This window comes from Paenibacillus sp. 453mf (assembly GCF_900116105.1).
In the GTDB taxonomy this organism is placed as follows: domain Bacteria; phylum Bacillota; class Bacilli; order Paenibacillales; family Paenibacillaceae; genus Paenibacillus; species Paenibacillus provencensis.
Genome location: NZ_FPAC01000001.1, coordinates 2353224 through 2366988 on the forward strand (window position 1 = coordinate 2353224; position 13765 = coordinate 2366988).

13 protein-coding genes are annotated in these 13765 nt (G+C 45.9%); all 13 read right to left on the bottom strand.

The window, feature by feature from the left end:
* Window positions 1–62: 62 nt before the first annotated feature.
* Window positions 63–584 (bottom strand): cell wall elongation regulator TseB-like domain-containing protein, encoded by a 522-nt coding sequence (locus BM415_RS11020; RefSeq protein ID WP_091157988.1) that lies wholly within the window; start codon window positions 582–584, stop codon window positions 63–65.
* Window positions 585–614: 30 nt separating this feature from the next.
* On the bottom strand, window positions 615–1916 hold the full coding sequence (locus BM415_RS11025) for an amidohydrolase (protein WP_091157989.1): 1302 nt from the start codon (window positions 1914–1916) through the stop codon (window positions 615–617).
* On the bottom strand, window positions 1903–2562 hold the full coding sequence (locus BM415_RS11030) for a redox-sensing transcriptional repressor Rex (protein ID WP_091157991.1): 660 nt from the start codon (window positions 2560–2562) through the stop codon (window positions 1903–1905). Before BM415_RS11030 ends, BM415_RS11025 begins: the two co-directional genes overlap by 14 nt.
* Before the next feature lie 44 nt (window positions 2563–2606).
* On the bottom strand, window positions 2607–5477 hold the full coding sequence (dinG, locus tag BM415_RS11035; protein WP_091157993.1) for an ATP-dependent DNA helicase DinG: 2871 nt from the start codon (window positions 5475–5477) through the stop codon (window positions 2607–2609).
* A 133-nt stretch (window positions 5478–5610) separates the two neighbouring features.
* On the bottom strand, window positions 5611–6240 hold the full coding sequence (locus BM415_RS11040; protein ID WP_091157994.1) for a hypothetical protein: 630 nt from the start codon (window positions 6238–6240) through the stop codon (window positions 5611–5613).
* Window positions 6241–6332: 92 nt separating this feature from the next.
* A complete protein-coding gene (gene panD, locus BM415_RS11045) occupies window positions 6333–6716 on the bottom strand; it encodes an aspartate 1-decarboxylase (RefSeq protein ID WP_091157996.1) in 384 nt (127 codons plus the stop codon).
* Window positions 6709–7605 carry a pantoate--beta-alanine ligase gene (gene panC, locus BM415_RS11050; protein ID WP_091157998.1) on the bottom strand — a complete coding sequence of 299 codons (897 nt, stop codon included), beginning with the start codon at window positions 7603–7605 and terminating at the stop codon, window positions 6709–6711. The genes panD and panC overlap by 8 nt, the downstream gene beginning before the upstream one ends.
* On the bottom strand, window positions 7602–8480 hold the full coding sequence (gene panB, locus BM415_RS11055) for a 3-methyl-2-oxobutanoate hydroxymethyltransferase (protein ID WP_091157999.1): 879 nt from the start codon (window positions 8478–8480) through the stop codon (window positions 7602–7604). Before panB ends, panC begins: the two co-directional genes overlap by 4 nt.
* Window positions 8481–8892: 412 nt before the next feature.
* Window positions 8893–9870: a biotin--[acetyl-CoA-carboxylase] ligase gene (locus BM415_RS11060; RefSeq protein WP_091158001.1), complete on the bottom strand. Its 978-nt coding sequence runs from the start codon at window positions 9868–9870 to the stop codon at window positions 8893–8895.
* Window positions 9860–11173, bottom strand: a complete 1314-nt coding sequence (locus tag BM415_RS11065) for a CCA tRNA nucleotidyltransferase (RefSeq protein WP_091158002.1) — start codon at window positions 11171–11173, stop codon at window positions 9860–9862. Before BM415_RS11065 ends, BM415_RS11060 begins: the two co-directional genes overlap by 11 nt.
* Window positions 11174–11201: 28 nt before the next feature.
* Window positions 11202–12368, bottom strand: coding sequence for an N-acetyl-alpha-D-glucosaminyl L-malate synthase BshA (bshA, locus tag BM415_RS11070; RefSeq protein ID WP_091158004.1), 1167 nt, complete (start codon window positions 12366–12368; stop codon window positions 11202–11204).
* Between the two features lie 69 nt (window positions 12369–12437).
* On the bottom strand, window positions 12438–12866 hold the full coding sequence (locus BM415_RS11075; RefSeq protein ID WP_091158005.1) for a methylglyoxal synthase: 429 nt from the start codon (window positions 12864–12866) through the stop codon (window positions 12438–12440).
* A gap of 88 nt (window positions 12867–12954) precedes the next feature.
* On the bottom strand, window positions 12955–13758 hold the full coding sequence (gene dapB / locus BM415_RS11080; protein WP_091158008.1) for a 4-hydroxy-tetrahydrodipicolinate reductase: 804 nt from the start codon (window positions 13756–13758) through the stop codon (window positions 12955–12957).
* Between the last annotated feature and the right edge of the window lie 7 nt (window positions 13759–13765).

Genomic DNA, 13765 nt, shown 5'->3' on the forward strand with positions numbered 1-13765 from the left:
TTCCAATCCAAATAACCCCGAAATGGCCAAAGACGACCACTTCAGGGTATATTTTATGTGCTTTATTCTGTGACCGGCAGTTGAAATCCGTCATCTAGTTCAGTTCCATCACTAAAACGATAAAAACGATAGTAGTAACGATTATTCTCTTTATAAAACAACTGCCAGACGTATGTCTCATCATAAACTGCGGGCTGAAGTCTGACGATTTCGATACCAGGCAGCTGCGAGCTGATCTTGGACCGCATTTCTTCCTCAGATGTTCCTTCTTCGATCTTCTCACTGTGTACACTATTTTCATCTATCACTGGCTTCTTGTCCATACCGTATCGTACCCACACCATAATGGGTTCATTGTCAGCATTTATACCTTCGATTGTCCAATAAATGGCATCCTCAGACCAAACCGATTTTTGTGTCTTGGTTACCGTAACCAGATCTTCTTTTTCCTTGGCAATGGCTATTGCAGCTTCCTCTTCTACCCATGTATCCTTCATTACATATTCATAAAATAGATAAATGCCTAACAGCACGAGTAAGAAAGCCACAATGCTGATGAGTATCCACTTTCTTTTTTTTCTCAAGGCTGAGCTCCCTTCTTGCCCCTATCTCATTCAGCGGGACGTCAGTCCTTCGAAAGCAGCTTGTGCTTCGTGTTTAATCCGTTCTTCATCCATCGTGAGCATCTCACCGTTCTTAACTAACTGCTTGCCATCCACCCAGACATGCTGAACATCCTTGCTGCTCGCAGAATAGATTACATGTGATATCAAATCGGTATAAGGCAGGAAATGGGCCTGATCCAGATCAATTGCAATAAAGTCGGCTTTTTTGCCTGTTGCCAGCACTCCCGTATCCTTGACGTAGATGGACTGTGCACCATATTCTGTTCCCATACGAAGCGCTTCTGTAGCAGGCACTGCCGTCGGATCGCCGCTGACTCCTTTGTGTATTAATGCAGCTAGGCGCATCTCCTCAAACATATCCAGATTATTATTGCTTGCCGCACCGTCTGTAGCAAGGGAGACGACCACCCCGGCTTTCAACAGCTCAGGTACTCTAGCAACGCCGCTTGCCAGCTTCAGATTGCTTCCAGGATTATGGGCAACCCCCACATTGTATTTGGCAAGCACCTCTATTTCTTCATCCGTTAAATGTACGGCATGAGCCACGAGAGAAGGTCTGGAGAAGAAGCCGAGTTTCTCTAGATGAGCTACGGGACGCAGCCCATACTCTCTTACATTCTGTTCTACTTCAGCGGCCGTTTCGGACATGTGAGTATGGAGGGGTAAGTCCAGCGCATGCGCCGCTTCTACGAACTTCTCAATAAACTGTGGTCCGCATGTATATGGCGAATGCGGTGACAGCATCGTCGTGATACGTCCGTCAGCCTGATTATGCCATTCCCGGGCAAAGGTCGTTGCTTCCTTCAGCTTGAATTCGCGCAGCTCATCTGAACCGAAACCGATTGCTCCCCGCATGAGACTTGCGCGAATGCCAGACTCCTCTACCACTTTTGCCACCTGATTCATCTGATCATACATATCTAGGAAGGCTGTAGTGCCCCCTTTGAGCATTTCCAGCACAGATAGCGATGTTCCCCAGTACACATCCTCAGCTGTAAACTTTTCCTCCATCGGCCACATTTTTTCTTGAAGCCAGACTTGAAGAGCAAGATCGTCTCCATAACCTCGGAGAAGGGACATTGCCGCATGACCATGCGTGTTAATAAGGCCAGGAATAAACAGCTGATGCTTGCCATCGTGAACCGGGAGCCCTTCTGCTCCTTCGGGCAAATCTTCACCTATATAAGAAATACGGTCACCATCAATCAGCATATAGCCGCTGACAATTCGCCATTCAGGATCGCTTACCGCAAATTTACCATTCTTGATGAGCCACTTATGACTTGACATCCTCTTCCTCCTCTTTTCCTGCTTCATTCTCCAGATAATAAGCCAGACTAAGCAGATCCGTAGTGAAATCCGCTGTATGAATCCGGATATGAGCAGGCGCCTTAATAATAATCGGGGCAAAATTAAGGATGGCTTCGACTCCCGCCTCAACCAGGTAATCCGCCACACGCTGTGCTTCCGAATCCGGAACCGTTATAATGCCGATTCTAATGTTCAGATCATTTACTGTCTTAACCAGTTCTTCCATCGGTTGAACAGTTAGCGTATTGATCTTGGTGCCAATCTTTGAGGGCTGAGAATCAAACACGGCGACAATCTTCATATTGTCTTTTACGTATCGGTTATAGTTCGACAAGGCATGTCCGAGGTTACCGGCACCAACAAGTGCTACATTGATCTGTTGATCCAGCTTCAATATTTGTCTGATCTTATCAATGAGATAAGCCACATCATAGCCGATGCCCTTGCGTCCAAAATCCCCGAAATAAGCTAGGTCCTTACGGATTTGCGCCGGATTTAAATCGAGTCTGAGACCAAGCTCCTGTGACGATACCGTGGTCACTTCTCTTTTATACAGCTCTTGTAAATAACGCAGATATACAGGCAGTCTTCTTACGACAGCCTCTGAAATTTTCTCCGACTTCAATTATTATTCCCCCTCACACCTGCAAGCAGTATCCGTGCTTTCTATTACTTCTCTTCATATGTCACATGTTCCTCTAACCACTCGCTTATACGCGGAACCATCTTGTCCGTTGTCATATGTTCCATTTTAGGACCTGGCAGGGAATATAAAAAATACTTGCCATAATATGATTCAATCACTCTTGTATCATACACGATAACGATGCCTCGATCCTTTGCGGTCCGCACCAGTCTTCCAAAACCTTGCTTAAACCTTATAACCGCCTGTGGTACCGAGAGCTTCATAAATGGATTCTTCTTCTCCTGCTGGAGCAGCTCGCTCTTTGCCTCCACGACCGGATGATTAGGCGGCTGGAAAGGCAAACGCACAATGGCCAGACAGGATAAGGCTTCACCAGGAATATCGACACCTTCCCAGAAGCTGCTCGTTCCAAGCAGCACAGAAGCTTTGGCCTCCTGGAATCTTCTCGTCAGCTTTGTCCTACTCCCACTGTCCACTCCTTGTCCAAATACGGAAATATCACTTGAAGCAAGGGCTTCCTTCAGCGGCTCATGTACTTGTCTCAGCATCTTGTAAGAGGTAAACAGGACGAGCATTCTGCCCTTAGTAGCCTGTGCGGCCTCTGACAAAGACTTGACGAGCATACTGACAAAGTGATCATCACCTACACTGCCCTTCACACTCGGGAAATCACGTGGAACCACAAGAAGTGCTTGTTCCCGGTAATTAAAAGGAGAAGGCAGCTGTGAAGTGAGTAATCTCTGCTGCTCCTGCGCCTCGGTTAGTCCAAGCTGATCTATCATAAACTGGAACGATTTATCTACCGATAAAGTAGCAGAGGTTAGAATAACGCTTCGTTTCTTGTCAAAGAACATTTCCTTCAGCTGAGGACTTACATCTACTGGTACTGCATACAGCTGAAGCGACTTACTCTTGAATTGTCCGCTAGCCTCAAGCCAGTATACGGTGCCTGCATCATCTATGCGCATGAAATGTCTTAATTGGTCTTTGAATCCAGCCAGATCCTTAACAAGCCCGGTAACGTCGGTTATTAGGCTGTCCGCCGTATAATCATCGAGTTCTTCTCTTACTTCACCAAGGACCTTATCTGCCTTCCGAACCAAATCAGAAACGGTCACATAGAACTGATTCTCAACCGCTGCGAGCCTATCCCACTTCTTAGGTTTGCTCTGCGGCTTCAGTCTTAATGTGAACTGTCCTGCTTCGCCAGGGGCAGCATCACTTCGTTCTGGAAGTAGACTAAACAGCATCTCACTGAGCTGATCCCAGGTTTCCTTCGCTTCAAGCGCTGATGGAAACAGCTGATCAATTGCAGAGGTCCATTCGACCATCTGCTCATGGCTGGACTGCGCTATTTTTTGACGCAGAGCAGGGAATTGACCGTTCCGACTATCCTTGAACAACCGGGTAAGGGCATGAACCACCGTGAAATATTTCATATGAATTCCAAGATGCTTACCGGCGACCTCCTCGAATTGATGGGCCTCATCTATAACGAGATGCTCATAGGCGGGGAGCAATTGATGACTCGCCTTGACGTCCGTGAACAGCTTGGAGTGATTGGTAATGACCACATCAGCAATTCCTGCCTCATGTCTTGCACGATGGTAGAAGCATTTCTTAAACCAAGGGCAGCTTCGCCCCAGGCAGGAATCGGAATCGCTTTGGACAGTCTCCCAAAAATCACCGCCGCGATGACTCAGATTGAGCTCCTCATCATCTCCGGTTTCTGTTTGCGTGAGCCATACAAGCATCTGCGCAGCAGTAAATACGTCTTCCTTCGGAGTTACAAATTCCTTGTTGTTCAGCTTCTGTTCAAATTTGCGCAGACACAGGTAATGCCCTCTGCCTTTAAAGACAGCTGCTTTGAACGGAAAAGGAACCACCTCCGTAAGAAGCGGGATATCCCGCTCACGAAGCTGCTCCTGAAGATTGATCGTATGTGTGCTAACTGTTACCTTCGTCTCCTGCCTGACGCTATGATAAATTGAAGGCAGCAAATAACCGAGTGACTTACCGGTGCCTGTCCCGGCTTCAATCAGTAAATGCTTATCCTCGTCCATCGCTTTCGTCACTTCTGTGAACATCAAATTCTGGGATTCGCGTTCCTCATAATGAGGCAGCGTCTGTTTCAGACGGAGCTGAACCTCATCCATATATTCTTGAAAGGTCAATTTTTCTAATGGATTGGGTTCATGCTCATCCCTAGGCGGAGCAATCTGTGACCAATCGTCAATCTTGAGAGCGAGCTGTCTATAGTAAGTCTGATTGTCCAGATCGTGAATAGGCTCCATTTCTTTCTCTGCAAGAATCCCATCAAAAAACCAGCCCAGATCACTATCCTCTGCAGCAAACAGATCAGTAAGCCGCTGTAATGTGATCAAAGGCAGGCTCTTCAGCTCCTCAAGACTCTTTAAGAAAATATGCGCTGTAGCAAGAGCATCACTATCCGCCTGATGAGGACGGTCATGAGTAAATCCGAATTCGCTTGCTACATATCCCAGCTGATATGAGGATAAAGAGGGAAAGCAAATTTTCAGTAAATCCATGGTGTCCAAAATCCGGCCTGTAAATGGCAGGTAACCACATCGGTCAAGCGCATTCTGTAAAAAATGAAAATCAAAGCTTACATTATGTCCTACAAGTACCACATCATCCAGCAATGGAACGAGCTCCATCATCGTTTCTTCAAGCACAGGAGCATCCTTTACGTCCTCGTCTGTAATTCCCGTCAAACCCGTAATAAAAGGTGGAATGGAAGCGCCGGGATTTACATAAGAGCTGAACGTTTCTTTAATAGTAAAATCATGATCTATGATGGCAAGTCCAACTTGGATGATTTCACCAAGTGACTGAGTACCTGTTGTTTCAAAATCAAGCACAGCAAATTTCATGATGAGTAAACGTTCCCTTCTACAGTCTCTTTAGTAGCATAGCAAAAAAAAAGACTTTTGAACATGAAACAGACAAAAAGGCGATGTCTTATCAGGACATCGCCTTTTGCGATTGCGCTGTTTCAGCATGTACTTAGGAGAGGGCAAGCAGCTGTGTTCCATACTGCAGCACAGCATTTTTGGAGCGGCATGCTTCCAGATTGTAGAGCGGCTCAGGCAAGGAAGGATCATGTTCCAAAGCAAGTGCAAAACAGGATTGGGCCTGCTTGAGCTCCATTTGCTTCGCATGAACACAACCTAGGGCATTGTACGCCATGGCTTTCATTCTGGGCTGATCACAGGTTAGAAGTATCCGATTCAGCTCCTCAGATGCGGTATGCATCTGTTCCAGGTTGAGATAGCACATGGCCAGGTATAGCCTCGACAACAAGCTTTCCGGATATACTGCTACCACTTTGCCGAACTCCTCTGCAGCATGCTGGTACATGAGCAGTTTGAAATATCCAAGTCCTTTAACAAAGGCATGAAGTTTCAGCTCCGGAATGGAAGTAAAGGGATCTGTGCCTCGGAAAATTCCACTTTCGCGAATTTTGGCCATTTTTTCTTCAAATGACATCCATTCATCGATAATGCCGTCGCTCATTTTCTTAAGCAGGTTCCATCGCTGTCGCATTTCCTGTTTCTTCTCGACTGGTGCGGCAGTGTAGTAATTGGCAATCTCATCAAGCGATTGATTCATTTCCGCAAATAGATGTTGAAACATGGCATGCATCCCACCCTTAGCAAAATGGATTAGTGCAGTAACCTAATCACATTTTTTGCGCTTTGGGCACTTTTCATTCTTCATTCCATGGATTACAAGATTGTCGCGTGAACTTCCTCACGCATCGTTTGAACCGGCTTATTCTGTCCATCTACGAATACAACAGTCGGTTTGTGCTGAACTGCTTCCTCACTCGACATCATCGCATAAGAAATAATAATAACCGTATCTCCAGGCTGAACCAGCCGTGCGGCAGCACCATTAAGACAAATCGTACCTGTACCGCGTGGTCCAGGGATGACATAAGTCTCCAATCTTGCCCCATTGTTATTATTCACAATTTGCACCTTTTCATTTTCCAAAATATCTGCAGCATCCATCAAATTGCGATCAATGGTTATACTACCCACATAATTCAAATTTGCTTCCGTCACCGTTGCACGGTGAATTTTAGATTTCATTAATGTTCTAAACACGGGAGAGCACCTCCGTTTTTTGGAGCCGATGGTTATCGATCAGCCTTGTCTTTCCAAATTTAACAGCCAGAGCAATAATAACATCTTCCGGCTCAGTAATCCGCACACGGTCTTCAATCGGCTCAAGTGCTGGAAACGTTAGAATATCCACATAATCAATAACAGCCGTTTCTGACGTGTTGATCTCATCTATAATAAGCTTGCGAATTTGACCCACAGTAGCATCTTCCTGCTCCTCGGTCTTCATTTGGGCTAGCTTAAGTGAGCGGGATAATGCAAGAGCTTCCTTACGTTCCTTCGAGCTCAGATACACGTTACGTGAACTGAGTGCAAGCCCATCCGCTTCGCGGACAATCGGGCAAGGCACAATATTTATCGGCATATTGAGATCTGATACCATCTGCGACAACACGGCCACTTGCTGAGCATCCTTCATTCCAAAATAAGCGTTGTTCGGCTGTACAATGTTGAACAGCTTCGCTACCACGGTGGTCACACCATCGAAGTGACCTGGGCGTGATGCACCGCATAGGCGGTCTGTAATATCAGCTACTCTGATCTTGGTCTTCGTGGGATGAGGATACATGACTTCTACTGTCGGAATAAACACGATGTCTATTCCTTCTTTGTCTGCAACTCCCAGATCCCGCTGCTCATCGCGCGGATACGTTTCAAAGTCTTCGTTCGGGCCGAACTGAATAGGATTCACGAAGATGCTAAGAACAACAATATCATTATTCTTTCGAGCTTCGCGCATCAAGCTCGCATGTCCATCATGCAGGAATCCCATCGTTGGAACGAGCCCGACAGCCGGTTCTTTCCCACGAATGTTCTTTTTCATGGAGGCTATTTGTGCTCGCAGCTCTTCAATATTTCGAACTGTTATCATGATCTATTCTCCACCTTTGCTTGGCTGCTTCCGTATAAGGAGTCGACTACACCGTCTTCAGCAGTGAACACATGCTCCTCAGCAGGAAAAGATTTATTTTTGACATCCTGTACATAATTCCCGATGCTATCACGAATAATGGTTCCTACATCTGCATAAGTCTTCACAAATCTTTTAGGCATATATGGAGATGCATATTGCAGAACATCGTGGAAGACCAGCACCTGACCATCTGTACCACGCCCTGCGCCAATTCCTATGGTTGGAATTGACAGGTCGTTAGATATTGCCTCGGCAACTGCCTCGGTAACCAGCTCCAGAACGATGGCAAATGCTCCGGCCTCTTCAAGTGCCTTCGCATCTTCAAGCAGTCGTTTGGCATCTGCAGCATCCTTCCCTTGTACCCTGAAACCGCCGATTTGGTTTACTGATTGCGGGGTAAGGCCAATGTGTCCAAGCACGGGTACGCCAGCCTTCACGACGGCTCTCACGGTGTCTGCTATTTCGGCTCCGCCTTCAAGCTTCACTGCATGGGCATGGCCTTCCTGCATAATACGTCGAACGGCTTTTAGGCTCTCATCTATTCCGCCGTGATACGTCATAAACGGCATATCCGTTACGATAAATGTATTCTGTGCACCTCTTGCAACGGCACGGGAATGATATACCATATCATCAATCGTAACCGGGATGGTGGAATTATATCCGAGTACAGCATTTCCAAGAGAATCCCCTACCAGGATCATGTCTACGCCAGCTTCTTCAGCCAGCACAGCAGAAGGATAATCGTATGCTGTGAGCATCGTAATCGGATCTTTATTTTCTTTCATTTTTTTCATTTTAACAATGTTAAGCGGTTTTTTGGTTGCTGCCATACAAGTGGCTCCCTTCTGTTCTGAAATACCGTAAGTATTGATGCCATGTCTAAATCTGTGATCCTACGGATGCTCTTCAGCCAATTTAACGGAGATGGCGCCTAATAAGACTAACGAATAACCAGACGCACAAAAAAACCTTTTAGTATCAAACTAAAAAGGTCCCATAAGTCAAAAAAGAGTCACTTGCGATCGTCCCTTCTGTCTCGGTCCTCTTCGGCTCAGAGCAGAATCCAACAACTTGGCATAAGATTCAATTGTACAAAGCTTAGGTAATCTGACTGACGAGTGCAGTTCGATACAGAATCAATACCGCCTCATCAAGAAAGTATACCAAAAATAAAGGAATTGTCTATGCCTCGAATGAATTTCATAATACCTTAAGATTCCAAGCAGCAGACTTAACAGCATACTACTGCTTTATAATCTCAATCTCACCGGAATAAACTACCCTCTCCTCGCCACTTGGCGCGGCAATAACCAGTCCTCCGCTCGGATCAAGTCGTTTGGCGACACCTTGTATCGTCTCCGTCAATGTCTCCGTCCGTACGGCTTGACCAATAGATACGGAATGCTCCTCCCATTCCACTTGGATAGGTGTGAATCCTTCACTTGTATAACGATCGTAGAGAAGCTCCATTTCGTTCAGAATTTCGGCTATCAATAACGCACGATCTATAGTATGTCCTGTCTCCAGCTTGAGCGAGGTGGCAATCTCCGTTAATTCTTCCGGGTAATCTTCTGTGGAGAGATTGACATCAATCCCAATTCCAGCAATACAGTATTTTACTTTGTTATCCTCGGTGGCCGATTCTAGAAGAATTCCGCACACCTTCTTCCCCTGAATCAAAATATCGTTTGGCCATTTGATTGCTGCTTCCGCTCCTGTAACGCTGCGAATTGCCTTGCAGACAGCAACTCCCGTCAGAAGTGTAAGCTGAGGCATGTATCTGATAGGAAGCTCCGGCCGAAGCACCAGACTCATCCAAATCCCTTTGCCTGAGGGAGAGAACCATTTTCTGCCGAGTCTTCCTCTTCCGGATGTCTGTTGTTCAGCAATGAATAGTGTTCCTTCAACGGCACCGCTCTCGGCCTGGGTCATGGCGTCCACTTGTGTAGAAGAGGTCGTCTCAATTATATAGATCTTATTACCCAATATTTTGGTATTTAAATTCGCCTGAATATCTGTCTCTTTATAAAAGTCCGGAATAAACGTCATTCGATATCCCTTCCGAGATACCGCCTCGAATTCATAGCCCATGTCTCTTAATTGGTTGATTTGTTTCCAGACAGCCGTCCTGCTGATTTTGAGTCTTCTGCTAATCTCCTCGCCCGAAATAAAGGTCTGGGATGAATGCAGGAATAAATCAAGCAGCAATTTATTTTTCATCCGATATCACCTTCTTTGCCGCATCAAGCAAAATGTCATGTTTGTTAACTAGTTGTCCTGTTACTACCTGCCGCAGCAGCCAATTCATCGTTTCACCAAGCCAGGGTCCTCCCTTGCGCCCTGTGACACGGAGCAGATCAGAACCTGACAGCTCAAGCTCCTTCAAGCTGTAGACCCCCATCTCATTCCTCCATACCTCTGCGTGCTCCACCAATTCCTTCAGCAGAAGATATTCTTCCCCAGACATCTCATAGAATGACTGAGGCAACAGACGATGGATGACATGCCAGTCTTCACTTGCCGGAACACCGTGCTTTAGAAGCGATAGTTTCCATTCTTCTCTTAAATGTCTACTGCGAAGTCCTTGCTTGTGATCCTTCGTAATCTTTGAAAGATGGTTCATCACCTCTTCATGAAGTCCAAGAAATCTCGTCATTCTGTCCTTCACTTTTCCGGAATAGGTCCAGGCTCTAAGCTTATGATCCGCATCCGCAGAATTTGCGCCAAGCAGCAATAGCAGCAACCCTAATCGGTATTCCGTAGTTTGTGGCAGTTTATCTAACAGGCTGAGAACAGAACGGTCCAACCTGGATAAATCTACTGGAGCCTTAATATAATGGAGCAGCTCGCTATCCATAAGCAGACCGATTCCTCTTGCGGGATAAGGACCAGCGAGCAATTTGTCCATTTCATTCCGTACTCGTTCCATTGCGATGTGAGAAAGCTTGTCTCGCTCCGCTAGGAGCCCGTCCCAGGTTAAGGAGTCAATGTCAAAATTAAAAATGGATGCAAAACGAACGCCTCTTAACATCCGAAGGGCGTCTTCTCTAAATCGTTCTTCAGCAAGACCGACAGAGCGAACAATGCCCCGTGCGATGTCAGTTACACCATTAAAAGGATCAATGATATGGCCTGCATAATCACGAGCAATGGCGTTCATGGTAAAATCTCTGCGCTTTAGATCCTCTTCTACCTGGTCTACAAAGTGAACCTCAGATGGCCTGCGAAAATCTTCATAACCGCTCTCCGTACGAAAAGTCGTCACCTCAAAATGATAACCGTTCATTCGAACGGTTACTGTTCCATGCTGCAGCCCTGTCGGTATGGAACCCTCAAACAACGCCATCACCTCTTCAGGCTTAGCCGAAGTCGTTATATCCATATCCGTTACAGGCCTCTTCATCATCTCATCTCGAACACAACCACCTACAAAAAAGGCTTGATGGCCATGATCATTAAGCCTTCTAAGCACTTCTTCACCCTGAATAGCCATGGCAGGATCGACATGCTTCCAATTGTTCATTTCCGTTACCCCTTTATAAATCTCCCGATCAATGCTCGAGGCCAACCCCTACATTTTGCTGTGTAAGGACCCGGCGGTATATTTGCTCATACTCAGCTGTAATTTTATCGATATCAAAATGAGAGCTTGCTCTGTCAAGACAAGCCTGTTTGTAGCTCTTCATCATTTCTTCGTTACGCAGCAGCATTAATGCATATTCTGCCATTTGCTTCGTATCTCCAATACCTGAAAGGAGCCCGGTGCTTCCATGCGTAACAAGCTCAGGTATCCCACCGGCTGTTGAGCCGATGGTAGGAATTCCACAAGCCATGGCTTCGAGTGCTACAAGGCCAAAGCTCTCTTTTTCTGATGGGAGCAGCAGCAGATCAGCCATAGAAATGACCTGAGCAACATCATCTTGTTTGCCTAACAAATGTACTCTGTCCGTCAGTCCCATCTCCTGAATTCTACACTGAATCTTGGGCAGATCAGGGCCTTCTCCGACCAAGATAAGCTTTGTCGGAAGTTCTCTATTTACCCGAGCAAAGATGTCAACGACATCCAGCGTGCGCTTCACAGGACGGAAGTTGGAGATATGCATCAGCACCTTCTCTTCCTTGGAAGCGTACTCTGCTCGAAGTGAAGTGCTGTTGCGCGGATAATAAGTTTTGCTATCTATAAAATTGTAGGTCAAGTCAATTTTTTGTTTGATATCAAGGAGTTCATGCGTCTCACGGATAAGATCCTGCGATACAGCTGTCACCGCATCGCTCTTATTAATAGCGAGCTCAATCAAGTCCTTCAGCGACTCATCCTGGGCTAGCACGGTAATATCCGTGCCATGCAGCGTTGTCACTACCTTCAGATCATCAGGCAGCATTTGTTTAGCCAGGTATGCACAGACAGCATGGGGAACTGCATAGTGAACATGGAGCAAATCCAGCTGCTGTGTTTTGGCAACCTGTGCCATCTTGGTAGCTAATGATAAATCATAAGGTGGGTAACGAAAAACGTAATAGTCATTTACTTCCACTTCATGGTAAAAGATATTGCGATGGAATTTGCCCAGTCTGAAAGGTATGCTGTTCGCAATAAAATGAACTTGGTGCCCTTTTTCGGCGAGTCGCTTTCCAAGCTCTGTTGCTACAACTCCGGATCCGCCAAGTGACGGATAACAGGTAATCCCGATTTTTAGATGTTTGCCCGCTTGATTCAAAGGGAAGGGCCTCCTTTATGATAATGTATATAAACAATGCTGGTCATAATTTAATGTGTTAGTAATGAATTAGACTTCTATATCTGAACCTGGTTTATATTTATGTACAAGCTCGCGCCAACCAAAATCACCACGTTCCAAAGCCTTAACAAGTATTTCAGCCGTTGCTACATTTGTAGCCAGCGGTATTCCCTGCACATCACACAGTCTCAGAAGGGCGTTAATATCCGGTTCATGCGGCTGTGCCATTAGCGGATCACGAAGGAAGATAATTAAATCCATCTCGTTCTTCGCCACAAGCGCCCCGATCTGCTGATCGCCGCCCAAAGGTCCAGACATAAACCGATGAATCTTCAAATTAGTGCCTTCCATAATACGTTGACCGGTAGTTCCTGTAGAAAACAAGTTATTGCCTTCAAATGCTTTTTCATAAGCCGTTACAAAGTTAACCATTTCGTCTTTCTTACGATCATGAGCAATAAAAGCGATATTAAGCATATGCATGTTCTCTCCCTTTTGATATCTATATAATGACATATTTATACCTTTAAATGAAGCAACTAAGGGTATTCTAAAATTGATTCAGTTAGTCAATAAAATGATCAAAACCGTAAATCATCCCGGAAAAACCCATGACCTTCTGGATACCTATCTTAACGCCAGGCATGTATCCGGCCCGTTCATAAGAATCATGTCTAATCTTCAGAGTTTGTCCGAAATCGCCAAAAATCACTTCCTGCTGTGCAAATACCCCTGGCAGCCTGACACTATGAATCCGGAATCCGTTGTAATACCCGCCTCTTGATCCTTCAATCGTTTCCTCTTCCTTCGGGTTACCTTGGCGAAGCTCCTCTCGGTTCTGTGCAATCATCTCGGCCGTCTTAATCGCGGTTCCCGAAGGTGCATCCAGTTTCTGATCGCCATGATACTCAATGATTTCGAGATTAGGCATATATTTGGCAGCTTGTGCTGCGAATTTCATCATTAGAATAGCCCCAATTGAAAAGTTTGGTGCAATGAGCCCGCCAATTCCTTTATCTTGGCATTGCTTGTCCAAATCTTGAATTTGCTCTGGGGTAAATCCCGTTGTCCCCATTACGGGTCTTACACCGTATGAAATAGCGAGGGAGGTATGCTCATAAGCATATTGGGGTGTAGTAAAATCAACCATCACGTCTGCATTAGAGTCTCTCAGCGCATCCTCCAACTGATCTGTAACAAGTACGCCGCAGGGCTCTAGACCAACCAGCCTGCCTGCATCCTCGCCTGCTCTGGAACGATTGACTGCTGCAGCCAGTTCAAGTTCTTCATCCAGAAGAACAAGCTTGACGACTTCACGCCCCATACGCCCTCCCGCGCCTACAACTACAACCTTTAACTTCTCTGCCACTTAAGAA